The organism is Alcanivorax sp. (genome assembly GCF_002733835.1).
Classification (GTDB): Bacteria; Pseudomonadota; Gammaproteobacteria; order Pseudomonadales; family Alcanivoracaceae; genus Alcanivorax.
Genome location: NZ_NVWY01000006.1, coordinates 1 through 25,697, shown reverse-complemented (window position 1 = coordinate 25,697; position 25,697 = coordinate 1). Strand labels below are relative to the sequence as shown.

25 protein-coding genes are annotated in these 25,697 nt (G+C 52.4%); 14 read left to right on the top strand and 11 right to left on the bottom strand.

Features of this window, described 5'->3' with window-relative positions; translation table 11 throughout:
- Nucleotides 1-107: 107 nt before the first annotated feature.
- Nucleotides 108-1,028 (bottom strand): glucosaminidase domain-containing protein, encoded by a 921-nt coding sequence (locus tag COA55_RS04945; RefSeq protein WP_290500868.1) that lies wholly within the window; start codon nucleotides 1,026-1,028, stop codon nucleotides 108-110.
- A gap of 505 nt (nucleotides 1,029-1,533) precedes the next feature.
- On the opposite strand from COA55_RS04945, the gene COA55_RS04940 reads away from it, so the two are divergent.
- Together COA55_RS04940 and COA55_RS04935 are read left to right on the top strand one after the other, a co-directional pair.
- Entirely contained in the window at nucleotides 1,534-1,842 is a 309-nt protein-coding gene (locus COA55_RS04940) for a transposase (protein ID WP_272974550.1), read from the top strand.
- Complete coding sequence (locus tag COA55_RS04935; protein WP_272974549.1) at nucleotides 1,839-2,696, top strand: IS3 family transposase; 858 nt, start codon at nucleotides 1,839-1,841, stop codon at nucleotides 2,694-2,696. Before COA55_RS04940 ends, COA55_RS04935 begins: the two co-directional genes overlap by 4 nt.
- 299 nt (nucleotides 2,697-2,995) lie before the next feature.
- On the opposite strand, the gene COA55_RS04930 is transcribed toward COA55_RS04935, so the two are convergent.
- Nucleotides 2,996-3,466: a helix-turn-helix domain-containing protein gene (locus COA55_RS04930; protein WP_290500867.1), complete on the bottom strand. Its 471-nt coding sequence runs from the start codon at nucleotides 3,464-3,466 to the stop codon at nucleotides 2,996-2,998.
- 71 nt (nucleotides 3,467-3,537) lie between these two features.
- Between COA55_RS04930 and COA55_RS04925 the strand changes: the two genes are divergently transcribed.
- Nucleotides 3,538-4,143 carry a cation diffusion facilitator family transporter gene (locus COA55_RS04925; protein WP_272974547.1) on the top strand — a complete coding sequence of 202 codons (606 nt, stop codon included), beginning with the start codon at nucleotides 3,538-3,540 and terminating at the stop codon, nucleotides 4,141-4,143.
- A gap of 40 nt (nucleotides 4,144-4,183) precedes the next feature.
- Here COA55_RS04925 and COA55_RS04920 read toward each other — a convergent pair whose 3' ends face one another.
- Nucleotides 4,184-4,438 carry a hypothetical protein gene (locus COA55_RS04920; protein ID WP_290500866.1) on the bottom strand — a complete coding sequence of 85 codons (255 nt, stop codon included), beginning with the start codon at nucleotides 4,436-4,438 and terminating at the stop codon, nucleotides 4,184-4,186.
- A 203-nt stretch (nucleotides 4,439-4,641) separates the two neighbouring features.
- Here COA55_RS04920 and COA55_RS04915 point away from each other — a divergent pair, with 203 nt between their 5' ends.
- The 5 genes from COA55_RS04915 (at nucleotide 4,642) to COA55_RS04895 (ending at nucleotide 11,595) form a co-directional block, all read left to right on the top strand.
- Nucleotides 4,642-5,943 (top strand): TolC family protein, encoded by a 1,302-nt coding sequence (locus COA55_RS04915; RefSeq protein ID WP_272974545.1) that lies wholly within the window; start codon nucleotides 4,642-4,644, stop codon nucleotides 5,941-5,943.
- On the top strand, nucleotides 5,940-7,025 hold the full coding sequence (locus COA55_RS04910; protein ID WP_290500865.1) for an efflux RND transporter periplasmic adaptor subunit: 1,086 nt from the start codon (nucleotides 5,940-5,942) through the stop codon (nucleotides 7,023-7,025). The genes COA55_RS04915 and COA55_RS04910 overlap by 4 nt, the downstream gene beginning before the upstream one ends.
- Nucleotides 7,026-7,039: 14 nt before the next feature.
- Nucleotides 7,040-10,141 (top strand): CusA/CzcA family heavy metal efflux RND transporter, encoded by a 3,102-nt coding sequence (locus tag COA55_RS04905; RefSeq protein ID WP_290500864.1) that lies wholly within the window; start codon nucleotides 7,040-7,042, stop codon nucleotides 10,139-10,141.
- 14 nt (nucleotides 10,142-10,155) lie between these two features.
- Complete coding sequence (locus COA55_RS04900; RefSeq protein WP_272974542.1) at nucleotides 10,156-10,497, top strand: P-II family nitrogen regulator; 342 nt, start codon at nucleotides 10,156-10,158, stop codon at nucleotides 10,495-10,497.
- A 177-nt stretch (nucleotides 10,498-10,674) separates the two neighbouring features.
- Nucleotides 10,675-11,595: a bile acid:sodium symporter family protein gene (locus COA55_RS04895; protein WP_272974541.1), complete on the top strand. Its 921-nt coding sequence runs from the start codon at nucleotides 10,675-10,677 to the stop codon at nucleotides 11,593-11,595.
- Nucleotides 11,596-11,887: 292 nt separating this feature from the next.
- Here the strand turns inward: COA55_RS04895 and COA55_RS04890 are convergent, their stop codons facing one another.
- The 4 genes from COA55_RS04890 to COA55_RS04875 form a co-directional block, all read right to left on the bottom strand.
- Entirely contained in the window at nucleotides 11,888-12,202 is a 315-nt protein-coding gene (locus tag COA55_RS04890) for a hypothetical protein (RefSeq protein WP_290500863.1), read from the bottom strand.
- 59 nt (nucleotides 12,203-12,261) lie between these two features.
- Entirely contained in the window at nucleotides 12,262-14,409 is a 2,148-nt protein-coding gene (locus COA55_RS04885; RefSeq protein ID WP_290500862.1) for a DEAD/DEAH box helicase, read from the bottom strand.
- Nucleotides 14,406-15,275, bottom strand: coding sequence for a DUF1837 domain-containing protein (locus COA55_RS04880; RefSeq protein ID WP_290500861.1), 870 nt, complete (start codon nucleotides 15,273-15,275; stop codon nucleotides 14,406-14,408). Before COA55_RS04880 ends, COA55_RS04885 begins: the two co-directional genes overlap by 4 nt.
- 257 nt (nucleotides 15,276-15,532) lie before the next feature.
- Nucleotides 15,533-16,618, bottom strand: a complete 1,086-nt coding sequence (locus COA55_RS04875; protein WP_290500860.1) for a hypothetical protein — start codon at nucleotides 16,616-16,618, stop codon at nucleotides 15,533-15,535.
- A 284-nt stretch (nucleotides 16,619-16,902) separates the two neighbouring features.
- Between COA55_RS04875 and COA55_RS04870 the strand changes: the two genes are divergently transcribed.
- The 6 genes from COA55_RS04870 to COA55_RS04845 all read left to right on the top strand — a co-directional run bounded on the left by COA55_RS04870 (nucleotide 16,903) and on the right by COA55_RS04845 (nucleotide 21,371).
- The gene (locus COA55_RS04870) at nucleotides 16,903-17,235 is read left to right on the top strand and encodes a hypothetical protein (RefSeq protein WP_290500859.1); all 333 of its coding nucleotides are present in this window, start codon (nucleotides 16,903-16,905) and stop codon (nucleotides 17,233-17,235) included.
- A gap of 78 nt (nucleotides 17,236-17,313) precedes the next feature.
- Nucleotides 17,314-17,808: a DNA repair protein RadC gene (gene radC / locus COA55_RS04865; RefSeq protein ID WP_290500858.1), complete on the top strand. Its 495-nt coding sequence runs from the start codon at nucleotides 17,314-17,316 to the stop codon at nucleotides 17,806-17,808.
- A gap of 46 nt (nucleotides 17,809-17,854) precedes the next feature.
- On the top strand, nucleotides 17,855-18,823 hold the full coding sequence (locus COA55_RS04860; protein WP_035248180.1) for a DUF932 domain-containing protein: 969 nt from the start codon (nucleotides 17,855-17,857) through the stop codon (nucleotides 18,821-18,823).
- Between the two features lie 64 nt (nucleotides 18,824-18,887).
- Entirely contained in the window at nucleotides 18,888-19,313 is a 426-nt protein-coding gene (locus tag COA55_RS04855) for a hypothetical protein (protein WP_052042814.1), read from the top strand.
- A 91-nt stretch (nucleotides 19,314-19,404) separates the two neighbouring features.
- On the top strand, nucleotides 19,405-20,412 hold the full coding sequence (locus COA55_RS04850; protein WP_035248182.1) for a lambda-exonuclease family protein: 1,008 nt from the start codon (nucleotides 19,405-19,407) through the stop codon (nucleotides 20,410-20,412).
- Between the two features lie 74 nt (nucleotides 20,413-20,486).
- On the top strand, nucleotides 20,487-21,371 hold the full coding sequence (locus COA55_RS04845) for a hydrolase or metal-binding protein (protein ID WP_290500857.1): 885 nt from the start codon (nucleotides 20,487-20,489) through the stop codon (nucleotides 21,369-21,371).
- A 12-nt stretch (nucleotides 21,372-21,383) separates the two neighbouring features.
- Here the strand turns inward: COA55_RS04845 and COA55_RS04840 are convergent, their stop codons facing one another.
- The 4 genes from COA55_RS04840 to COA55_RS04825 all read right to left on the bottom strand — a co-directional run.
- A complete protein-coding gene (locus COA55_RS04840) occupies nucleotides 21,384-21,554 on the bottom strand; it encodes a WYL domain-containing protein (RefSeq protein WP_363969666.1) in 171 nt (56 codons plus the stop codon).
- Nucleotides 21,521-21,748 (bottom strand): hypothetical protein, encoded by a 228-nt coding sequence (locus COA55_RS04835; protein ID WP_052042817.1) that lies wholly within the window; start codon nucleotides 21,746-21,748, stop codon nucleotides 21,521-21,523. Before COA55_RS04835 ends, COA55_RS04840 begins: the two co-directional genes overlap by 34 nt.
- Nucleotides 21,749-21,750: 2 nt before the next feature.
- Entirely contained in the window at nucleotides 21,751-22,995 is a 1,245-nt protein-coding gene (locus COA55_RS04830; protein WP_035248187.1) for a hypothetical protein, read from the bottom strand.
- 74 nt (nucleotides 22,996-23,069) lie between these two features.
- The coding region (locus COA55_RS04825; RefSeq protein WP_290500856.1) for an AAA domain-containing protein at nucleotides 23,070-25,697 on the bottom strand (2,628 nt) is incomplete at its 5' end.

Below are 25,697 nucleotides of genomic sequence, written 5' to 3'. Positions count from 1 at the left end.
GCCACAAACACCCTATCATCCGGTTTTTTCGCGGCAGAGCATTACCAGATTGGTTGCGTTTGGTTATCAACGGTCAATTGGGAGGATCGGTGGCGGGATTGGAGGGCCTACCTAGCTTGATCCGCCGGCACCAGCACCATGGCATGCATGTCTGCGAAACGCGCAGCATCCGTGCCCTGAAGCTTGTTGTACTTAATGATTGATTGCAGGGACTTCACATATGCCGCCCCCCGTTCGGAGTACCTATCAAGGGTAGCGGCCGCATCGAGGCCGGTATACGGCCTGCCAGCCTTTCGGCTGTTTGCCCGCAGAGTGCGAAAATGCGTATAGGCCGGGTGGCTATTGAGATTCAACGCATGGGCTTGTACCGACTGCAGTGGCGCATCAAAGGCCGCGATTTTGTAATTGCCCATCCCGCTACGCTGGCTCTGCGGAGTGATCCCCTTCCCTCCCCACGTCCATTGCCCAAACAGGGCGTTACCAGCGAATGCAAAACGGGAGGTCCCCCAGCCGCTCTCCTCCGCTGCCTGAGCCAAAATCAGCGAAGGCGGAATCACATCGACCCGGCGTAACAACTCAGCGATTCGCTCCTTGCCGCCTGTTTCCACCCGGTACTGGTCGGCCAGCTGCTGGAGCCAGTGGTTATCGTCAACGGACAACGCAGATTCCATCTGCAGGCCAAGTAAGCGTTCCCGGTCCTGCTGAATCAATTCATTACTGCGCAGTATCAACGGCCCCACAGCACGGAAGAACAGTTTCTTCTTGAGGCTGACACTGATCTCACGGCTGACACCCTTGCCCCACTGCTCCGGCACTGTGGAGAGGTAAAGCCTGGGCACATGGCGGTCGCCTTCCACCCAGCTTTTATCGGTGTAATGAAGCTGTTCAAACAACTCGAGCACCGCGCGATAATCATCAATAATCACCACACTGACCCTGCTCTCGCCCCCGGTAGCCTCGGCGTAATCCAACGCCAGTGCGGAACAGCTACACAACATCAGCAACGCGGCGAACATGGTTCTTGTCATCACCCTTCCCTCTTGCCCGTTCTGCTTGCCGTTTATTAAAAACAAACCACGCCAGGCTCCCTGGCCCGTCGCACGACCATGGAGATCTGTCATGATTCCTTTCACCAATCCCTTTATCATGGCCGACTTTAACCATGATGTATTCTCCGGAGGACCTGTGAGCGCGGACCTGAGCCAACATACGCCGATGATGCACAGGTGTGTTTAGGCTTATTTAACTGGCCATCATTGCCAAAAGGGTCACTTGCTATACCATAACCTACACTTGGTTTCTGGATCGTGACGGATCACCATGGAATCTAGCGGACAATACGGAGCCCACCTGCACACACCTTCAAGCCTAGTAACGCTATTAGTCATTAGCAGCTAAGGACTTCTACCTCTTTTTTTAGCACGAAGAGAATCAACAACCGCTCTAGGCACACCTCCTGGCATGCAATTCCCGAGTTACCCACAGAGAGTAGACACCCTTTATAGTTAGGGTAGCCCCTAATGGAGGTGTGTCATGGCCAAGAAACAGCGGCAAGCATATACGGAAGACTTCCGTAGAGAAGCCGTCCGCCGATCCGACCAACCAGGGAATACGGCGGTATCGGTTGCCAAGGAGTTGGGTTTGCACCCCGGCCAGATCTATAACTGGCGCCGCCAGTTTTCTCGCCTTTCCGATAAGCAATTCAATAGCCTGGACGGTGTCGATTACTCCAAACACGAATCCGAGGAAGTGCGACGCCTCAAGCGCGAGCTCAATGAAGCGCGTAAGGAGAACGAATTCCTAAAAAAGGCTGCTGCGTACTTTGCGAAGCACCAAGAGTGAAGTACGCGGTCATTGCCGAGTATTTGGGACATTACTCCGTCGTGTTGATGTGCCGAGCCATGAACGTATCCCGCTCAGGGTTCTACAAGTGGCTGAAGCGCCCGCCCTGTGCTGCTCAGCTACGGCGCGAACAGGTGGAGAGCAAGGTTGTTGAACTGTTTGCGGAGTTCAAGGCCCGCTATGGCGCCCCCAGGCTTGCTGATGAATTGGCAGATGCGGGTCTGCCATGTTCGAAGAATTTTGTAGCCAATATCATGCGGTTGCGGGGTATCCGGGCACGCAACGGTAAGGGGTTTCACTATCGCCCAGCCAGCCCGACGATGATCAATGTGGAAGAGAACCGGTTGCGTCGTCGGTTTCGGGCGGAGGGGCCAAATCAGAAATGGGTGACGGATATCACCTATATCTGGGTCAATGGGCGCTGGCTCTATCTTGCGACGGTAATGGATCTTTATTCTCGTGCCATCGTTGGCTGGAAGCTGGATACCTCAATGACAGAGAGGCTGGCGATGGATGCACTTGCAATGGCGTACGCAAATCGGGATATCCAGCCCGGACTGATAATTCACTCTGATCGTGGGGTTCAGTTCCGTTCCGTGAAATATCTCGATCTGGTTCGTTCACGAGGCTGTTTGCCGAGCATGAGTCGCCAGGGTAATTGTTGGGATAATGCGGTAATGGAGTCTTTCTATAGCAGGCTCAAGGTGGAGCTGATCTATGCGGAGCAATATGCTTCCATCGAAGCAGTCCGATCCGGTATCTTTGAATACATAGAAATCTTTTATAACCGCAAACAGAGACACTCTGCGATTGGAAACATCAGTCCAGCAGAGTTTGAGCGCAGGTGCGCATAACAGTGTCTACTTTTTGTGGGTAGGACCAATTCCGCCCCCCCATGTTTGTCCTGTTTCCTTTAATGTTGGATCGCTGGGGATTCCTAGTTGCCATAGCAGCTTGTAGCATTGTGCTGACAATTGTTTGCTTTGTATTCCTCGGTCTACTGGTCTGACTTTTCCGCATTGAGATCTGATACCGTAATGCATCCGGCAGGCTTAACCACACCCCGGCCTCCAATAGGAACCCGACACCACACGCGGTTGAGTTGATCAGCCCCTGATTCACGCTGTCAGTCACTTTATCGGCGTCAGCGTCGCTACTCGCTGCTGGAAGCCATCGACAACGTTCGGTAGCCTTGAAGGTGATCAGCCTGAGCCTGGCTATGATCACAAAGCTCATGGTCCGAAAGCGTTTCGATGATTCGGCAATCCGCTACCCTGCCAATTTGGCACTGGCCAAGCATCCTTTCCAGTTCGTCACGCATAGCATGCAATCGCTTTATTCGGTTTTTCACCTGCTCTAGGTGGGCGCGGGTCAGCTCATCGACAGCCTGACATGACGCCTGGGGCTCACTGGACAGCACGATCAGTTCACGAATCTCGGTGAGGGTGAAGCCCAGCTCTCGTCCGTGACGAATGAACAGCAAGCGCTGCAAGTGGATCTGCATATATCGCCGCTGGTTGCCTTCACTACGTGCCACCGGCGGTAACAACCCTTCTTTTTCGTAGTGGCGAATCAGACCAACGGTGCAACCTGAGGCATCCGCAAGCTTCCCGATAGTGAGCATATGGTTGAACCTGCAACTATTGTAGGTTTTATACTGGCACCCGAACTGGCAAGATCGCAAGGAGTGTTTCCATGCCCGGCTGTTGCAACAATGAGATTGAATTCGATGGCCAGAGTCCGCAATACCGCCGGGTACTGTGGACTGTGATTGCCATCAATGCGGTTATGTTTGCGGTGGAAATTGTGACGGGCGCCCTCTCCGGCTCAAAGGCGTTACAGGCCGACGCCTTGGATTTTGCCGGAGATACAGGTACTTACGCCCTTAGCCTGTGGGTAATCGGCAAGCCATTACTTTGGCGTACCCGAGCCGCTACCCTCAAAGGCGCATCTCTGTTGGTCATGGGGCTGGTAATCCTAGTTACTACTCTGCTGAGTTTTGGTAACGCTGCACCCCCCCTGGCAGGCTGGATGGGAGGCATTGCTCTACTCGCCCTGGCGGCCAATGTGACCAGTGCCCTTCTGCTGATGCGCTTTCGCAACGGCGACGCTAATATCCGGTCAGTCTGGCTATGTTCCCGCAACGATGCCATCGGTAATGTAGGGGTTATAGCCGCAGCAGGCTTGGTGGCCTGGCTGAATTCTCCATGGCCGGATCTGATTCTTGCCTTGGTGATGGCGAGCCTATTTACTCACAGCGCGTTCTCCATACTGCGCCAGGCTCGCCATGAGTCTTCATAATGCTGGCAGGTTGACAGGTGTGCCTGACTTGTTAGCATACTTAGCCTTGCTCAAAAGCCAACATTGGATACAGAGCGCCATGTCCAGTCATCGCCATACTCCAAAAAGCGCTGTAACGGCAATGGTGCTTGCGCTTTTCATGTTGTTGAATGCTGTGGTCGTAGTCGGTGAGGAAGCTGATCATTCTGTCCACGACAGCACTCTGGCTGACATCCAGCATGGCGCCTTCCACGATGCAGGCACACACCCCCCACTCTCCGACAACGTTGATTGCGAAAGCCACCACGGCTGCCACAGCCATTCACCGATGAACCTGCCTGTTGTCGGTTTTGCACACTATCCCAGTGGTGCTCAAAAAGACTGGGAAAGCCATTATCGCACTCGCCTGATTTCCAACCATAACCGTCCCCCGGTTCCCCCTCCCGATCAGCAACCGCTCGTCTGACGCTTTTCTGCGGCGACAATTGCCGCTCGACACAGTCTGAACGGGAGAATCCCATGTTTTACCGATTACGCGGCGCCTGCCTGTGGGCAGCAGCCATGGCGGCAGTGCTGGTATGGCAATCGGCCATGGCAACAGAGCCGCCAGAAACCAATACAGGGCAACGGATTTCCCTGCAAGAAGTCATAGCAGAGACCCTCGAAAAAAATCCAGGGCTCGCTACCTTCCCCTATCGATTACGTGCTGCTGATGCCGAAAAATTGCAGGCCAGTCTGATGCCACAGCCCTCCCTGTCTGTGGAGGCGGAAAACCTGGCCGGTGACGAGCCAGCTGATGGCATCAATGGCGCGGAAATAACCGTAGCACTGAGTCAGTTGATCGAACTTGGTGGCAAACGACGTCAACGTACCCAAGTGGCCAGCCTGTCGCTGGACAACACTCAACTCGCTTATGATCAGGCCCGGCTTGAGGTGCTTGGCGAAGCCGTGCGTCGTTATGTGATGCTGGCTGAAGCCCAGGAAAGGGTTGCACTGGCAGAACGAAGCTTGGCTTTGGCGCGGCAATCAGAAGCGGCCGCACGACGCCGGGTCAATGCGGGTGCGGCCCCGCAATCCGATCTTACCCGCCTGACCCTGGCCAGCCGCCAAGCCAGCATTGCTCTGCAACGCGCCCAGGTCAAACGCGATACCGCCAGCCAGCAGCTGGCTGCACTCTGGGGAGAAACGGGAGTCGCGGACCTGCTGCCAACTACCGCCCTGCGTCCCTTACCCACGCTTCCGCCACTGGCAGACATCAAGGCGCAACTGGAGCAGGCCCCTGACTTGCTGAGATTGGCCAACGAAACCCGCCTGCGTGAAGCCCAGATACGCCTGGCACAAGCCAATGGCCGACGCGACCTCGAAGTCACCCTGGGGGCTCGCCATGATCGGCTCAGCGACAACAACACCCTGGTCGCTGGATTTTCACTGCCATTAAACCTACGGAATCCCAATCGCGGCAACATTGCCCAGGCCCAGGCAGAACTGGCAGAAAGCCAGGCACAAAAGAAGGCACGCCGCATTGAGCTGGAAGCCACCCTGGAAGCCCTCTACCGAAACCTGAAGCTTATCCGCGAAGAACTGTCCCTGGTCGAGGACACCGCCCTGCCCCTTGCCCGGCAACTGTATCGCGATATTGAGCAAGGTTACCGGGCCGGCCGCTACAGCCTGCTTGATCTGACTAGTGCCCAGCAAGAGCAAGTTGCCCTTGAAGAGCGTGCCATTGCCCTAGCAGCTCGCTTCCACCAGCACCGTAACGAGATTGAACGCCTCACCGGCATGACGCTCTCCAACGCCGGTGAACAGGAGACCGCACAATGAAAATTATCCCACATCTGATGGCAACTCTACTGCTGGCTAGCTCCAGTACCGTCTATGCATCAGAACACCATGAAAAAGAAGAAAAAAAGCAACACGCTCAGCACGAATCAGGCTCGCCTGATGATCACCAGGATGGCCACGAAGAGGAGCACGAGGAAAGCCACGACGAAGAGCAACACGATAAGGATAACCATGGCGCACACAAAGAAGAGGACCGCGCAGCAGAAAATGGCCATGAGGACCACGGGAAAAGTGAAGAGCCCGAGCTGACATTTAGCGCCGAGCTGTTACGTGAATTCGGTGGTGAAATTGCGTCTGCCCAGGCCGGGGTGATTCACCAGCAAGTATCCCTGCCTGGGGAAGTGCGACTCAACGAGGAAGCCGTTGCCCACATCACTCCCCGTTTCGCGGCAAAAATCACCAAGGTACGGGCCAATATTGGTGACAATATTAAGGCTGGAGAAACCCTTGCGGCGGCAGAAAGCTCAGAAACACTGGTGCGTTTTTCGCTGAAATCCTTGATAGACGGCGTGGTGATCAAAAGACACGTGGCGACGGGCGAACATTTATCCCCTGACGACACCGCTTTCGTTGTCGCGGATTTATCAACTCTGTGGGTAGACATTGCCCTTTATCCGAAACAGATACCGCGCGTGAAAACCGGTCAACCTGTGCGCATCACAACCTCACACGGCCCAGCACCGGTCGACGCCCGTATCGATTATGTTGCCCCGCTGGTAGATGAAGGGACGCGTACCGGCCTAGCTCGCATCTTTCTCACCAACAAAAACCGAGAGTGGAAGCCTGGTATGTTCGTCGAGGCGACCATTACCGTCGGTAAATTCCCTGCAGCCGTGGTAGTACCCAGAAGCGCTGTTATTGATTTCGAAAACCAGCCCACCGTATTTGTGCGACAAGGGGAGCGCTGGCAACCACGAGCGGTCAAGCTTGGCCGCAATGACAGCGATCAGGTAGAAATATTGAAAGGCCTGGAAGCGGGTGAAAAATATGTCTCCAGGGGCGGCTTTGTGCTCAAAGCAGAGCTGCAGAAAAGCGAATTTGAATCAGGTCACAACCACTAACACAGGAGAACAGCATGCAAAGCATCATCCGTTTTGCGCTGGAGAACCGGCTGTTGGTGGTCGTGTTATCTCTGGCAACACTGATCGGCGGTTACTTCGCTTATCGCACCCTGCCTGTGGACGCCTACCCGGATATCTCACCGTCTCTGGTGCAGGTGTTCGTAGAAACCGAAGGGCTGGCACCGGAGGAAGTCGAAAAATACGTCACTTACCCCGTTGAAAGCGCCATGAATGGCTTGCCGAAACTGGATCACGTACGTTCGGTCTCTAACTTCGGTTTGTCGGTGGTAAATATCTATTTCGAGGACGGCACCGATATTTATTTCGCTCGACAGCTGGTGGGTGAGCGTCTGCAAGTTGCCCGTGAGTCAATTCCTGACGGCTTTGGGGAACCAGTCATGGGGCCGATCACCACCGGCCTCGGGCAGATTCTGTTTTATGTACTGGAAGATACTAGCGGCGAATACAACAATACCCAGCTGCGTGAAATCCAGGATTGGATCGTCAAGTTCAACCTGCAAACAGTCAAGGGAGTCACGGAAGTACTTTCCATTGGCGGCGAGGTAAAACAGTTTCAGGTCCGCGTGGACCCGGACGCCTTGATTCGTTACGACGTATCGCTACCGCAGATCAAGGAGCGCATCGAGGAGAACAACGCTAATGCCGGCGCCCAGTTTATTGTCAAGAACGATGAGGAGTACATCGTGCGGTCCGTGGGCCTCGCCACGGACCTGGCTTCACTGCGCAACATCGTGGTCAAAACCATCGACGGCACGCCCGTCTATCTGGAGCAGCTCGGCGAGCTCAAGATTGGTGGCGAGATTCGACGCGGACTTACCACCAAGGATGGCAACGGTGAAGTCGTTGTCGGCATGGTATTGAAGTTGATCGGCAGCAACACCTCCGAGGTGATCAATGCAGTCAAGAAGGAGCTGGCAACGATCAACGACAACCTCCCGAAAGGGATTGAGGTCCAGCCGTACTATGATCAGGCTACATTGGTGAAAGCCGCCGTAAGCACCGTAATCAACGCCTTGTTACAAGGGATCATTCTGGTAGCACTGGTCCTACTGGCCTTTATGGGAGGGCTACGCCCGAGCCTGGTAGTAGCGCTCTCCATACCCTTTTCTGTGGGCTTTACCTTCCTTGCCATGAAGTTCTTCGGCATTTCGGCAAACCTGATGTCACTGGGCGGGATAGCCATTGCCATTGGCATGATGGTGGACGGGGCGGTCGTAGTAGTGGAAAACGTTGATCGCATGCTGCGCGAATCCTCGCCGGATGAATCCCGTCTGCATATCGTCGCACGAGCCTGTCAGGCTGTTGCACGTCCGATCCTCTTCGCCATTAGTATTATTATCATCGTGTTCCTGCCCTTGTTTACCCTACAGGGCGTGGAAGGGGCAACGTTCCGACCGCTGGCCTATACCGTGGCGGTGGCTATGCTCGGTTCACTGATTTTCGCCCTTGTGGTTGCACCGGTGACCTCGTTATTGCTGATGAAACGCCCACAGAAACAAGATGATAAGCCGCGCAAGGACATCATCAGTTTTCTGATGAAAGGCTATCAGCCAATGGTGCAACTCATGGTCGCCCGTCGCTGGATCGCCGTAACTGTGGCCGGAGTGGTGTTGGCTGTAGGTATTGCAGTGGCGCCGTTTCTTGGGTCGGAGTTCGTGCCACGGCTGAACGAAGGCGACCTGCTGATCCGCGCCACCATGGCACCGTCCATTTCTCTGGAGAAAGCCGAAGACACCATCACCGTCTTCGAACGGCAGCTGAAGAAGGCGTTTCCCGAGGTAACCCAGGCGGTCTCACGCATTGGTCGTGGCGAGGTCGGCGCTCATGCCGACCCGGTCAATAATGCGGAGATTTTCGTCTCTCTCAAGCCACAGGAGGAATGGGTCAGCGCAGAATCCCTGGACGGGCTTTACGCAGCCATGAGCAAAAAGTTCGAGAATTTTCCCGGCGCCAAGTTCAACTTCACTCAGCCTATCGCCGCTGCGGTGGATGAACTGCTGACAGGCACCAAAGCAGAGCTTGCAGCCAAGCTGTTTGGTGATGATCTGGACGTGCTCGCCAAACAAGCCCAGGCCATTGAGCAGGTTATGCGCACAGTACCCGGTGCTCAGGATGTTCAGCGTGACCAAATCGGTGGCACACCGCAACTGCGCATCACCCTAAATCGCAACGCGATTGCTCGCTATGGCCTCAACGTCAGTGATGTTCAGAAAACCTTGAGCGTTGCCGTGGGTGGCAGTGAAGCCGGCCAGGTGTTTGAGGGAATCAGACGCTTCGATATTTATGTTCGCCTGGAGAAAAAATCACGCGATGAAGCGGATGTGATCCGGCAGCTGATCATCGAGAATGACGCAGGCCAGCGCATCCCGCTGGAAGAGCTGGCCAACATCGAGGAAGTGGTCGGCCCACGGCAGATCACGCGTGAGAATAATCAGCGATTCATAACCATTCAGACCAATGTACGTGAACGGGATATAGGCTCCTTTGTGGCCGAGGCCGATGCCGCCATTGCTGAGCAGGTCGATTTGCCACCTGGCTATTTTCTCAAGTGGGGCGGTCAGTTCGAGCTTCAACAACAGGCCAACAAAAGGTTGATGATTGTGGTACCGATCACCCTAGGCCTAGTGTTCCTCATGCTCTACGCGAACTTCAATTCACTGCGCAATGCCCTGCTGATCATGCTCAATATCCCGCTGGCCCTAGTGGGCGGCATTGTCGGATTGTGGTTGAGCGGCCAGAGTTTGTCGGTGCCCGCATCCGTGGGCTTCATCGCCTTGTTTGGCATCGCGCTGGAAAACGGCCTCGTACTGGTCAGTTATCTCAATGAGTTGGTCAGAGACGGGGTTCCCGTTGCAGAAGCCAGTGTGAGAGCTGCCTGCTCACGCCTGCGCGCCGTCATCATGACGGCAGTAACCACCGCCCTGGGGCTGTTCCCGCTGCTGTTTGCCAGTGGTACGGGCAGCGAGGTGCAGCGGCCATTGGCAACAGTTGTTGTTGGCGGCCTGGTAACCGCCACGCTGCTGACCTTACTTGTCCTCCCCGCACTCTATCAGTGGTTTGCCGACAAGCCCGCTGATATCGGCGCAAGCCACTAACTGGAGATAGTCACATGCAAGAGATAAAAGCCTACATCAAGCTCCACAAGGTGGAAGCGGTAACACTAGCCCTGCATCGGATCGATGGCGTTACCGGCATGAGCGTGTCGGAAGTGCGCGGTTTTGGGCGCAGTAAGGTGCATACCAGCGCGGCAAATCCGATTGACGGTGCCGCCGACTTCGTCAAACACGTTAAAGTTGAGGTGGTTTGCCACGATCAATACGTGGACGAGGTTGTACAGGCCTTCAAGTCCGAGGCCCACACGGGCCTGCGTGGTGATGGCCGCGTCTTCGTCAGTGACGTCAATCGCGCCATCAGGATCGAGGATGGCGCAGAGGATGATTCTGTAGTCTGAAAGAATGAGCGCCGATGCCAATCGGCGCTTAATGTTATGATCCGCCCGCCAAAACGCTCAGTTCAAGGGGCTATGGCGGGCCTCCCCCTCTCAGAAATCATCTAAAACAGCTCAAAAAAATTACCTGATAATGCCCCGCCGCCATCGGTTAAAAACCATCAATTGGAACTTGGAAATATGAGCCGACTAATCTCTTTCGTTGAGTCTCACCTCGTATGGTTTGTCATCGTTGCAGCTGGACTGGGATTAATAATACCGGAGACTGGGAATTTCTTTGCATCATTCATAGGACCATTACTTGCATTGTTAATGCTTGTTATCAGCCTGACGTTCGACGCCCATGATGTGCGATTGGTACTTCGTAAACCATCCAGGCAGTTTTTGGCACTGATCCTGGTTTATGGTCCAATGTCGATTGCCGGGTTGCTAACGGGTCGCCTCTTCTTTGGGAGCGGTTCACTGGCAGCAGGCCAGACTTTACTTGGCACACTGCCAACAGATGTATCGTCCCCTCTCCTCGTACTGATGGCACGAGGCAATATTGCCCTTGCTGCCGTTTTTAATGCAGTTAACACTGCGCTATCCCCTTTTATAGTTCCTTTCCTTTTTCTATGGCTTACAGGCATAAAACTGGAAGTCCCGCTCGGTTCGATCATTCTCGAACTGGTCTTGATTGTTCTCATCCCAACTATCATAGGTGTGAGCTTACGCACAGGATTTCCTACGTTCTTTGGACGACATGATTCCGCTTATGCCGGGCTTGGATCAATTATATATCTTTTGATATTGCTAGCCGTAGTCGGCCCCAACGCAGAGACTATCATTGGCTATGGCTGGTACGCTTTTGTGATTGCTGGCGCAGCCTTATTGCTGAACCTGATTGGTTATCTAGTAGGAATGGCATCACGATTGATAACCATTGACCGAAAAGAAGTCATTACATATATTTTTACTGTAAGTAAAAAAGAATTCAGCATCGCAGCTGCTTTTGTAGCCGCATCCGGATTACCCTCTGAAATAGCGATCCCAGCCGCTTTTTTTGCAGTGATTCAGATGATCACCTCACCTATTGCAGCCAAGATCCTGGCACGAGATTGAAAGCTCCCTGTTGATCGAATCCCTATTACAAATTCGAATTTTAAATATAGATCGAATTTTCTTAATGGCAGATAAATCGATACATCAGAGATCAAAGATTTACAAGAAAAATAGTCAAAGAATAGGTTTATTGATAAACACCAATAATACAAAGGTATCTGACATATGGATAAAAAGGCCATCTGTCTTTAACACGATAGTTTAGACGCTATTTCCTACACTTTTATCAGGGGTGTAAAATATACCAGTAAAATGGTTAATTGGTAGCCGAAGCCAAATCTGCATTTAATGCCTAGCAGTCCGTAATATTTATTGAATCACGGTGCCCCCACAAACCTTCGTTTACCCCTGTCGAAAGCTTTATTTTTTTGCTCTTGCTACACAAATACTGAACTCTATCTTCAGTAAGATTAGTCCAGCTCGCAATTACCCTAGTGCTACGCCACTTTCCGCCTACTGAATTCCCTTGGAGCCATACGTTGACTCTTCTCATTTCAAATACTTCACGGACCATTTCATGCAGGTATTTGACCCCGTAGACTGTGAGCCCAGCAATTGCGCCACCAGAGGCACCAACCACAATGCCTTCTATAACATTACTTTCCATGCCAACCACCTGAATTGACGCCGCGCTCTGCGGACATTTTGTCAGATTGCTGCGATCAACTAGCTGATCTTCGCACCAATACCCCGCTGAAAATCTTCAATGACCCTCTTTTCAAAGATTCCATCACCAAAACGATCAAGCTTTCGGTTTCGCAAATTGTTCACGACCACATCTAATGAATCGTCCCTGTTAAAAACCCTTCCATTCAAGAGCTTTTCCGAAATTTCTGTCGGCAGGCCATACTCTTCAAGTGCGGAAAAAGATGATGGTTGAAATAAGTGCTCTATTATCATAGCAAAAGGTAAATAATTACATCCTGACAAGCCCTTCAATTGCAAAACATGATTGACGACATCATTTAGCGCAGCAAGATACTTAGGATAATTAAACGATGCCCAGCCTCTCAAGAAGGCAAGCACATTCTCTACCGCTTCGTCAGGCGAAGTATTCCGCTCTATTTGGCTTATTATCATTTCTCTTCTAAATAGAGGCACATTGCGCGAAGAGTAAAGACGCCATATCCAGAATGTCATCATGCTTGCACTTCGCATAGAACTCTGCCTAGCTGCTGCCGCCCCACCTAATTGCGTCCAAATCAGATCAGACGTAAGTTTGATGTCATCATACACTGGCCTTGAAGCCCATACATAGCGCTCCAAATCTTTAACCTCTAAAGAAATCAGTGCCTTAGCGGTATCCAATAAATACTCAGGCTCAATGCCTGAATGTTGTTTTAGAAGCTCAACAGGAAGGAGTTTTTGCCTTAACAATGAGTCAACTTTTTCTCGAAGTGTCGGCGGAACATCCATTTCTGAAAGATTAATCAGAAGACTGCTTGGCGTGTTCTCTCCTGGGTTTATGGCAGGCATATCCACAAAGGGAAGTTCTTCTTCAGGGGGAGCATCAAAAACAAATATATTCCCCATGAAATGACGAAACATACGACCAGATCGCCCTTTAATATTGCTAAAAGTGAAGAAATCTAGTGATCTTCTATTAAGCTTACTATCGTAGACCACGACATTTTTAGCAGAGGTATTCACTCCCTCAATCAGCGTAGAAGTACAGAGGAGTATTTTAATTTTACCCTCCTCAAAAGCGCGGATCATAAAACGCCCAAGCGCACGAGGGAGGCGCCCATGATGAATTCCAATTCCATGCCGAAGAGCCACAGAGACTAACCACTCATCATGATAATTCTCGGAGGTCCACCTCGCAGCCTCTAAAAGTTCACCATCTTGAGTCATCTCCACTTCTCTTATATCAAGATAAGATTTAATTAACTTTCTTGTACTTGCGGGAGACTGGCAATAAATCATCGTTTGGCCGTCAATTTCATCCAAAAGATTAGCTAGAGCTTCATCCTTATTTGGCTTTTTCCTAAGAAAATGAAGTTCAACAGCTACTGTTTGAAAGTCCTCAATGAGAAATTTGCAATTTAGCTTCTCTTTAACAATAGCTGGTATTGACTTAATTGAAGGGCCCAACATATAGAACTGCGCCCCGGTATTGGATAATCGCAGGAAAGCCTGATTTAGCAGAGTCGAACGACCTCCATCACTTGATATAGAAAGCTTATAGAATTCATCAATCACAAAAAAATCAATTTTTGGGATATCATTTTCTAAAGAGAGATAACGCTCTTGGGTGAGAACAAATATATTTTTATCAGCTATTTTTTGGTTACTAGAAGTGACTATCGAATACTCATCGACGAATCTTGACATTCGTCGCCTAGTTTCTTCTACCAACGCCAAAGTTGGTACTATCAATACGACATTATCAAATCTTTTTGCTGATATAATTATGTCGATTAGAAGACTTTTTCCAAAAGAAGTAGGCGCGCTCAAGATCACAGAAGCTCCTGACATTAGCCAGTTCAATACGCGAGCTTGCGACCTATGCAAAACATACTCGCCCATTACCCCATCAGCCCGATGAGCGGCATGCATCAGTGCATTTCTTAAAGAAAGTTCCTCAAGATCTGAAACATATGGGTAGAGGCCCACCTGCATCGTCAAATCATTAAGTATATTTCTATATTCTTGATCGAGGAAATCCTGCCCCTCAAGAGCTCGAATCACCAGATCACGGCCTAAATCGATACTAGAAGAACAAACATTCGCTATTTCTGAGAGAATAACGAAGGGATCTTTTGTCCAGGTTTCTGATTTTAGCTTTTCACGAATAGCAGAAATATTTATCATAGTTGCAATGCCTTAAGTCGTGCATCAAGAGCTGCTATAAGCTGTTTTTTTTCTTTTAATGGGACAAAGATAACATGAACAACAAGAGGAAAATATTGATTGAACCTTTTCTCATATTCATGATTTATTTTCCTTCTTAAGTTAGCATAGGCATCTCTCATCTCGACTTTAATTTTCTCTCTGTACTCCTCGTTGTCACTCTCGCTAACTCCGACAACATCGCTATCATAAGTAAGCAGTATCGGAATGCACGCTTGATTGAAAACAGAATCCAGAGATGTATTCTCATGCAACAACTTACTAAGTTCTTCAGCCTCTGGCCAAGCGGGGTCAATTTTATTTTTTATGAGAATAAACTCTGACCTCAAGTAATCAGTTTCCAAATGGTCAACAACCTCTTTAGAAACATCATAAACAGCCCTGGTTATATTTTCATAGAACTTAGTCTCACCTATCCACAGCTCAAGATCACCATCTTTCCTGACAACATGCACAGCATCAAATCCCTTTACTGTTTCATTAACTGCGCTTTTATAATAAATCTTGCTGACAGCAGGCAGCGTTTCATAAACTTGACGAATAGCTATATGCAGCAAAATCTCACCAAACTCTCCCCTTAAGCCGTATTTTTCTGTTTGATAAACAATTTTTGCTGCCTTTTTCGTCATCCTCAATGCATTAGCGTGACCTATATCGCTCAACTCTGAATAATCCAATGCGAACTCGGGCAGCCACTCCATCATGTGGTCTGCTAACTGGTCATTCCTCCATTCCCCACGTTCAAATCCTGCACAGAGAGCTAAATCATCCCCGGTTCCACTGAACTCATGAAAAATAACTTTTAAAAAATCGTCTGGATGTTCCATTTATTCCCTTTTATTATCCATTTCCATATTCTCCCTGCGCAGCTTCACGCCTGACCTAAAAACCAATATAGCCAGAAATTATTGGTTCTCGTCCGGATTGATTCTTTCCTAAATCATCCTTCAATCATGTCAGCGGCCCATCAACCTCATCAATTCGGCCAAGTCTTGGCAAAGACCATCTCGTTTAAAGATTAATTATTACCAATAATTCTACCCCCTCTACCCCGGTGCTTTAGCACAGATTTTAATAACCCCATTCATCTCACCAAGTCCTTATATTGATTCCTTAACTCAGATTCAACAATCCGTGCAGATTCCATTGGCGATCTCGCAATATCAGTGCCACAAATCCGCAGGCTCTGGATTCCTATTTTATTCAGTTTCTCATCAATTTCTCGATCTTTCTTCTTGGCTTCTGGCGATGAATGGTGGGCGACCGAATCACAAAATACAGCCAGCCTCTTATCCGGAAAATAAAAATCAGCATCAGTAATACTTTTCAGACGCTTCCGAGATTTTAGATTCTCCCAAAGCTTATGAAAGCCAGGAACTGTAAACCCATCCTCGCAGATAATTGTTTGTAGCTCAGGGTTCAATCCGATAGAATCCATCGCATGCAAGAGAAACAATTCAATGGGCGAATCACAGCCCCATATTTTTTTAGGCTTCAGCTTTCTAAAACTCTTAAAATACCAGTTATTTCTATATTTCTTATAGTCTTTCAGGACTTGGCCATGGCCTTGCAGCTTCGGGATTCCTGGCAGAAGCACCTCACTGTGTTCGAACTTGTCGGCTAGTGCATATACGCTATGAACAAAACCCAGCATGTCCGACTCAATATCCGAGTAATCGTGCATGCCTAACATATGTAAACCAAACGCACCTCGAAACGGATTAAACCCTTTATACAGTTTTGGAACTCCACCCATTCGCTCAAGATCGATATTCTCTACCCATTCCGGCGGGACAGAGGAAATCGCCCCTCTTTTGCTAGCTGGCATTAACGAAATACGGTAGGGCTTACCTACTAACTCGCCATTTTCATCTCTGAAGCCATAGGCATTAATGACAACATATATAAGCTGAAAATTAACACGCTCTTTTTTATATATTTCAATCGACTCCTGAGATGCATTGACACCTATCAATCCGTTATTAGCTTCAACATGTCTTTTCTCTAGTGGTTGAACTCCGTCGAGCTGAAATATGTCGTAGTTCAAAAAGTCACCAATAGCCCCCTCGACATCAATTCTGATTGGCATCAGTGGTAGATTTTTATAGAAAGGAAGGTTTTCGAGCTCCTTCGGACGATTCTCTATGTTTTTAATTTGATCTTCTGACACACAAAGCACCTAGCTAGTAATCTGTATAACGGCTATTTCATCTACAGATGCCGAGTATCTACAACCGTTAGGTTCTATGACACGACAACATGTCACAAATTTCAATAGGCTTGGTTTTCGACTAACAGCACGAATATAAGAAAAATTAAACTACCGTGGTTAAATTCTAGGTTTTCACTCTTGCTTGCAAGTTCACATGCTCGATTCCAGTTTTTTTTACCCACATATCACCCCCATGAAGCCAGGAAGGAATGGCCTTCCTGGTCCCACTTCATGGAGGCTTCATGATCATTCAATGTCCGTCCTGCCGCTCTATCCGGGTCGTCGCCTTGCAAAATGGCCGCAAGGTTGGCGGTTCTGTCGGCACTGTTGCTGGTGCCGCCAGCGGCGTTGCCATGGCGACTAGCGGAGCTCGCGTAGGGGCTACCGTTGGCATGGCGTTTGGGCCTGCTGGATCAGCTATTGGCGGCATCGCCGGTGCCGTGCTTGGCGGCCTGGCCGGAGGAGTCGCCGGCGGTGAAGCCGGCGCTGCGCTGGGAGCCAAGCTCGATGACACCTATCTCGACAATCTGGAATGCCTGGATTGCGAGCACAGCTTCCGCCTGGATTCCGAGTAACCCCTTCTCTTACCCCTTATCTACTCATTCTTGAAGCCCGCCTTATGCGGGTTTCTTTATGCCGTTTTGGAGACCTGAATGGATATTCCCACTTTCGTAAAGAACGAGCAGGGCCTGTACCACGTACAGGGCTGCGTGAAACCTGAAGAAATTGTCAGCACTGCTGCCACCATCCTGCTGGATGAGCTCACCGACCGGGAAGCGCTGACCGCGCCTACCGATGTCGCCCAGTTCCTGCAGCTGGCCCTGGCCCAGGAGAAGAACGAAGTCTTCTCCGCCATCTTCCTCAACAACAAACACAAGGTGCTCAGTTTCGAGACCCTGTTCACCGGCACCATTGATGGCGCGGCGGTGTATCCCCGCGTGGTCGTACAGCACGCCTTAGCGTGCAATGCCGCCGCCGTGATCTTTGCCCACAACCACCCCTCCGGCTGCTGTGAGCCCTCACGGGCAGATCAGCAAATCACCAAGCGCCTGTCTGATGCCCTCGCACTGATTGATGTGCGGGTGCTCGACCACTTTGTGGTGTCCCGTTCCGAGTGGGTCAGCCTGGCCGAACGCGGCATGGTTTAACCCCTTCCTTTCTCATCACCCTCTCATTATTCATTGGAGATTCACCATGGCACATCTTGTCGAAAACATGGCCTATGTGGGCCGCACACCCTGGCACGGGCTGGGCAACCAGCTGGCCAGCCAACAACCGCTGGAAGTCTGGATGCGCGAAGCCGGCATGGATTGGGAGATCCGTGAGACCCCGGTGCGCTTTATCAGTAGCGAGGCAGGCACTCTCGGGCAGATTTCTTCCTTCCCGGATCAGAAGGTGCTGTTCCGCTCCGACAATCAGGCACCGCTGTCGGTAGTGAGTAACCGCTTCAAGGTGGTTCAGCCCCGTGAGGTACTGGAGTTCTACCGCGATCTCACCGAGCAATCCGGCTTTGAGCTGGAGACGGCGGGCGTCCTGAAAGGGGGCCGCAAGCTGTGGGCGCTGGCTCGCACTGGGCAAACAGGCTCCTTGGCAGGCAATGACCAAACCAACGGCTACGTGCTGCTGGCCACGGCCTGTGACGGCACCCTGGCGACCACGGCGCAGTTCACCAGTATTCGGGTGGTGTGTAACAACACCCTCGCGGTAGCGCTGAATGGCAACACGCATGCGGTGAAGGTCCGCCACAGCACCACCTTCGATCCGCAAGCGGTCAAGAAGCAGCTGGGGATTTCCGTCTCTGCCTGGGATGACTTCATGTATCGCCTGAAGGCCCTTAGCGAGCGGCGCATCACCCGCAAGACCGCCGAGAAGGTCATGCAGACCATCTTCACGGATACCGGCTATCAGCCACCTGGCATGCCGGTGAAGGCCAACGAACAGGCCATGAAGAAAGCCATGGCTCTGTATGAGGGTGCCGGTCGCGGGTCTGAGCTGGCGTCCGCCAAGAACACGGCCTACGGCCTGCTGAATGCGGTCACCGAGTTCGTGGACCATGAACGCCGCGCTCGCAGTACCGACAACCGGCTGGACTCTGCCTGGTTCGGCAAGGGAGCCCAGATCAAGCAGCGTGCTCTGGAGCAAACTTCTCTGCTCCTCGCCTGATCCACGCTGACCGCTTACCTCTCCCCTCTCTCTACTTCCTTTTAAAAGACAACTGGAGAACACCATGAATCTGAAATGGCTCTACCGCCTGTTGGCGGTATGGGACTGTCGCCCTATGCCTGCTGAACTGTCAGCGGTGTGGGGTGCGTTCCTGCATGAAGGCCTGATGTGCCACCCCGGCGATCCTGGCCGGCCCCGCCGGATACTGGAAGCCTGGGACAGTGGCTGCATCGAGCTGATCATCGCGTCCTGTGAATACCTGGACCCGCTTTGGCAGACGGTCTCCCACATCTGGTATCAGCCCCGTGGCCGCCCCGGCATCTTCGAGTACGAAGTGGTCAGTGAGTTAGGCGAGTGGCTGGGTGAGCAACTGCTCACTACTGGCCATCTGCCAAGCAACAAACAGGCTGAGCGTTATATCGAAGCGCTAGTGAATGACTTCTTCGAGATGGGCGATGAGTCGCCCTCGTCGTCAGGGCACGCCACATGATGTCAGTTTGGCATCTCTCGCATTCCATCCCCTTCCCTTACTTCTAGCCCCGGCCATTGTGCCGGGGCTTTTCTTTGTCAGGAGAACACTCATGGCACAACCGAAAAGCACGATTCCCACCCAGCGCCCTGCCCTGCGCCTGGTGTCCACCAAACGCATGAGCCGCGAAGACTGGCTGAAGATCCGTAAGCAAGGTATCGGCGCCAGTGATGCCGCAGCGGCAGTGGGCATCAGCCCGTACCAGTCGCCACTGGAACTGTGGATGATCAAGACCGGGCGGGATGCTCTGTTGCCCGCCCCTGATCCCGATGACATTCAATCCCCCCTGTACTGGGGCACCCTGCTGGAGCCGAAGGTAGCCGAGGCTTACGCCAAGATCACTGGCAACAAAGTACGGCGGGTGAATGCCGTGCTGCAGCATCCGGATGACGACAAGCCCTGGATGCTGGCCAACCTAGATTACGCCGTCGTCGGTAATGACGATGTACAGATCCTGGAGTGCAAGACCACTGGCCAGTACGGCGCCAAGCTCTGGGCGGACGGGGTTCCCGAGTACATCCAGTGTCAGGTGCAGCATCAGCTGGCCGTCACCGGCAAGCAAGCAGCCGATGTGGCCGTATTGATCTGCGGGCAGGAGCTGCAGATTCACCGCATCAAGCGGGATGAGGCGTTAATCGCTCACCTGTACGAGCTGGAGCGGGAGTTCTGGCAGTTGGTAGAAGCCGACACCCCACCGGACCCGGATGGCTCCGGCTCTGCCGGTCAGGCCCTGCAGGCGCTCTATCCTCGCGATCAGGGCGAGACCGTCAACCTGGCGGACAACCCTGCCATGGAAGGCGATTTCAATGAGCTACTGGATTTACGTGACACGCTGAGCCGACTGACCGAGCGGGAATCCACCCTCAAACAACGCATCCAGCAATCCATGGGGCTGGCCAGCAAGGCCACCTTCACGGAGGGCTCCGTGACCTGGAAGCGCAGCAAGGACTCCACCAGCCTGGACACCAAAGCCCTGCTGCAGGACCAGCCGGATCTGCTCAAGCAATACCCCAAGCACAAAGCCGGGAGCCGTCGCTTCCTGGTTCGTCCCAATGCTTAACCTCTACGACTCACGGCATAACAGCCGGGCTTGGCCCGGCTGCGCCTATGCCTGTTATCCATCAGGAGAATCCCATGATTAAAGGACTCGCGATTACCCCACCCGTCATTGGCCGCATTAGCATCGGTCGCGTAGTGGAGAAGAACGGCAAGCGTCTGCCGGAGAAAGACGACCAATTCACCATCACCACCCAGATACAGACCCGGGACGGCTGGCTACCGCACCCGCTGGATGAGGCCCTGCGCCAGGAGGTACAGGGCAAAAAGCTACGAAGCATTCCCGTCACCCTGCCCTTCAATGACCCTGACCTGAACCTACGGGCGGAATACACCTTCTTTGACCGCAAGAGCGGCAGGCCGCTGTGTGCAGGCAACGGAGAGACTTGCCGACGCCATACCGAGAACGGCCTGGAATCCCTACCCTGCCCATCACCGGACCTCTGTGACTACGGCAGCCATGGGCTGTGCAAACCCTACGGGCGGCTGTATGTACGGATCGGGGAAGAGGATGAACTGGGCTGCTTCGTGTTCCGGACCACCGGCTACAACAGCATCCGCACCCTGGCCGCACGACTGCGCTACTTCCACGCCATCAGTGGCGGCAACCTGGCCTCCCTGCCCTTAGAGCTTAAGCTACGCGGCAAGAGCACCGCCCAGAGCCACCGGGCACCGATCTACTACGTGGATCTGACCCTACGTGCAGAACAATCCATGAAAGGGGCTGTCACCCATGCCAGGGAAGAATCCCAGGCTCAGGTGAATCTGGGAATCAATCAGGCCGAGTTAGACAAGGTTGCTCAGGCAGGCCTGATGAATGCGCAGTTCGAGTATTCAGAGGATGAGGGGCTTCAGGTTACGGAGGAGTTTTATCGCAATGAGGCCAACCAAGACACCAGTGTCTCAAAGCAGTCAACCAGCCTGAAAGAGGCCCTTTCGGCAAAAGTGAGCGGGGGCGAATAACCCCCACCTCAACTACCGATAGCGCAGCACCGCCGTATCCAGTTCAGCCTTTATCTCGTCACGGAGTGATGCCGGGGCAAGCACGGCGACCTTGGCACCAAAGCCGAGAATCCACCATTTCAGTTCTTCCGTATGCTCAACATCTACCGTCATTTTAATAACCCCCTCGTCATACTGAGCCAGCTTTTGGCTCTGATGGAGAGGGGTTTCGTAAAGGTGGCCCCCGCCTGATCGTAAAATAGAAGCTCAAGAGAAATCCGCTCTCCGTAAGGGAGATTCATATTGCCATTACGCAGGTAGCTATTGAGATCAAATGCCCGCATGCCCTGCACCGGGTCATCCAAAATTTCGACTCGGCTCAAACGGTGGCGATTCATTCTTACCTTTTCCTAAAATCCACGTAGTAACGTAAATTTCTTTTCATCATTTCCTCTCGCCTTTCCTCACAGTCGTGAGACAAGCTGGCTTTTACCATTGGAAAATCACATTTCGCGGCTATCCCTCCAAGTTTCATGCCCTTCCCAACCGCTGAATAATCAGTCTCAAAACTATGAGAAACAAGCCTATTTTTTCCAAAAAAACCTTTAACCAAGGTAACTAAATTATCATCCTCTTTAAGCCACCTTGACTGAGAAAGAATCTGATCCGCAGACTGCCCTTTAAAGTTAAACCAACCAGATGGCCTATTCCCTTCAAACTCATACTCGATGACCTTTCCCTCATCAAGGCTATGAAAGTCATCGATCATCCTGTTTCCGGAAACACCAGCACTACAGCGGGCAGAGTCCGTTCCTGCGTCTTCATGGACTTTCACTTCCATATCCAGGCCAGCCTTCTTACCCGACTGACACTTACCTGACTGAGATGATGCGACTTCAATTCTTATTCGGCTCGCTCCCGCCTCTCTGGCGGCATTAATAAGCTCAGAATGCTTGCTGGCAGCAAAACTATCGCTCAGAAGATATTCAAAAGGCACCAGCTCTGAGGCACTAGATGGGTGAACCGTGTAGAGAACACCATCGTTCAATGCAGTAACATCTGTTTCTGGGAAACGGCTCCTCACATCTTCACTGCTCAAGCAACTCATGTACTCGGTATCAATATCACTTTCAGAAATATGAATTTTGTATTTGAAAATATGCACATCCGGCATGCCTTCGAACAAGAGCTCACATTTAAAAACAAACGCCCTCTCCGCATCAACAACACGCGAGTTTGCCTTTACTACATCACTCACCTTATTTCTAAGTTCAAGAAAGCCATTTGCACTCTTATCAACAGCTCCCAAAATATCTCTTAGTTCTGAAAATGGCACAGTTCTGGAAAGCAAGCTTCTTATCTTTAACAAAAGCTCATCAGAGACCCCTGAGTAGGTGGAACATATTCCATCAATGTACGTTTTAAGTAACTCTTCTTGCTCGCTATGAAGAATTCCATCCGAATGAGCTGCCGAGCCAATCAATGCAGCCTGAAAAATAGCCAAATTCTTTTCCTTATCAGACATCCCCGGCTTTTTTCTCTCTGGCTCGGGCACCTCCCTACCATTACCAACCCCCTTTTCGTACGCCTCCAACGCAAAATAGGCAGCCGGTGATGCAAGCATTAGTAGCTTTCTATTAAACATAACATTCATCCTTTTACACCGAGCGGTCAGACTGTCAGATCTACCCCCGCAAAAGCCTTATTGATATTTCCTAATTACTCAGACGCTGCCAGTCGCGCTTTCAGCATCACATCCAGCTCTTCAAGAGCCTTATGCTTATTCGTCCACCAGTCAGTAGACCACACCCTGAACAGCGTCCAGCCCAACCCTTCCAATACACCCTGGCGGATCTTGTCGCGCTCTCGGGCATAGGCAGAGCTGTGGTACATGGCGCCATCGCACTCGATTCCGGCCAGATAAATGCCGGGCTTGTCGGGGTGAACAATACCCATGTCGATGCGGTAGGCGGAGACGCCAATCTGGGGATGCACTGTCCAGCCTTTTTCCTGCAGCCCTCTGGCCACGGCCACTTCGAAGGGGGATTCAAAGTCACCCATGGAGCCGTGTACCGCCGCGCCCAAGGCGGAGGCACCACGTTCAGCGTATTCCAGGAAGTGCTTGAGGTCCGCCACGGCGCGTGCCTGGGTGCGGGCCAGATCAATACGTTCCGGCGGCATGGTGGAGAACACCACCATTTCGGAACGGGCGCGGGTCATGGCCACGTTCAAGCGGCGCTCACCACCGGTACGGTTGAGAGGGCCGAAGTTCATGGTGACGTGACCGGCTTCATCCGGACCATAGGTGATACTGAACAGGATCACATCCCGCTCATCCCCTTGCACGGTTTCCAGGTTCTTCACGAACACCGGTTCCAGCTCGTCCTCGGAGAAGGCCCATTCGATGCCCGGGTCTTCCGCTCTTGCCTTATCAAGCAGATCCTCAATCAGACTCTGCTGCTCGGTATTGAACGTCACCACCCCAATGGACTGGCTACGAACAGCGGGGTCGTCTGAAGTCAATCGACGCACGATCTCCGCCACGATGGCCTTGGCCTCACCTTGGTTATGACGCGCCTTGCCTCGGGCGTAGAAGCCTTCCGGTTTCACCAGTGACACCCCCTTGTCAGGGTGCACTGGCGCCGGGAAGGTAATCAGGGAGCTGTCGTAATAGCGGCTATTGGAGAAGGCAATCAGGCTTTCTCTTCGGGAACGGTAATGCAGGTTCAGCACGCGCTGGGGAATACTCGCACCGATCAGTTCATCCAGGATACTTTCCAGATCCCCCTCGCCGTCGATATCGCCATCCGGGTCATCATCAGAACGACCAAAGAAGTTGGTGGGCGGCATCTGTTTCGGATCACCGGCCACAATCACCTGTTTGCCACGGGCCAGAGAGCCCACCGCATCCCACACGGTGATCTGGGAAGCCTCATCGAAAATCACCACGTCGAATTGAGCCTGCCCGGCGGACAGGAATTGCGCAATCGACAGTGGCGACATCATCAAGCAGGGGGCCAGCGTCGTGATCACGTCCGGGATGGTTTCCATCATTTCCCGCACCGGTTTGTGACGCATCTTCTTCTGCAGTTCATGCGCCAGCACGCCCCAGGACGATTTTTTCTTGGTGGTCTCCTGGTGCGGGATCTCACCCGCCAGATTTGCGGCAATATATTTCGCGGTCAGATCACTGAACCGGGTATCCAGCTCGCGGAAATTCTCAATCGTCGCCTCATGCTCCGGAGAAGAGAAAGTACGCAGCACCTCATCCTCACCGATCACCGCCGACGACCACCAGCTGCAATAAGCGGCCTCGAAGACCTCTTCCACTTGGAAGGCGGGCACAGAGCCATTTTCGATGGCTTCGACCAGCGGGCCGAGCTGGAAGTCCAGTGCCTCGGAGCGACGGCGCACCCAAGCACACCAATCCCGCAGGGCGATGTGATGATCGATAATTTCCTGACATTGCACGCCCAGAGACTCAAGGGCGGCCACACCTTCAGGCAATCGACCATCCAGCGAGGCACCGATCAGTGCTTCGAACTTTTCCTTGTTGGCAGAGAAGGCTTCGAAGGCCGCCTTGAAATCATTGATGGTTCGCCCCACTGGCGCATCCGGTGCCAACAGGTCGTTGGCATCATAAAGCAACGTGCGAATCTTGCCGCGCAGGGTCGCCAGGGATTCCGCATCATCTGCCAGCTTGCCAACCGCAACACGAGCCCGTGAACCAAGCGCCTTCAGCGCGGCCATGGCGCTGGGGTCTGAGTTATAGGAATCCCATTCCCGAAGGCCTTTCAGCACACCATCGAGGCGGTCGATATGACCACCGGTTTCCCGCAACTGTTTCAGCACGGGAATATCATTGGTCGGGTCCGGATCACCCTGCGCTCCGCCTTCCCGCATTTGCTTGACGACCTTGCGCTTGGCAAACCAGCTCTTGGGCCACCAGGTGTCATTGGCTTCCGCCCAGGCTTGCCCCAGCACCGCCGCATCCAGCTTCTGCCAGGCCAACGGCTCATAGGTGCAACTCAGCTTCGCTTGCGTATCAATGTAGGCCTTCAGCTGTGTAACGGCTTCTTCCAGCGCGTCCAGTCGATCCGTTGCATCCGGCTCCAGCGCAAATGAGGCCTGCTGGCGGTAGGCGTCCAGCAAAACCTGCCCACACTCGGCCATGGCCGCCAGCTTGGGCAGGCTCACCACACCCAGACTGATGCCCAAGGCCTTCTCAAGCGACGCCAATTTGTCGGCCAACTGCGCCCCACTGGCTTTCAGGCTGCGGGCGGCACCCACCACCTCTTCTTCCCACTGAGGCCGCCAGTCAAAATTGCTGATCAATGCCAGCGGGTG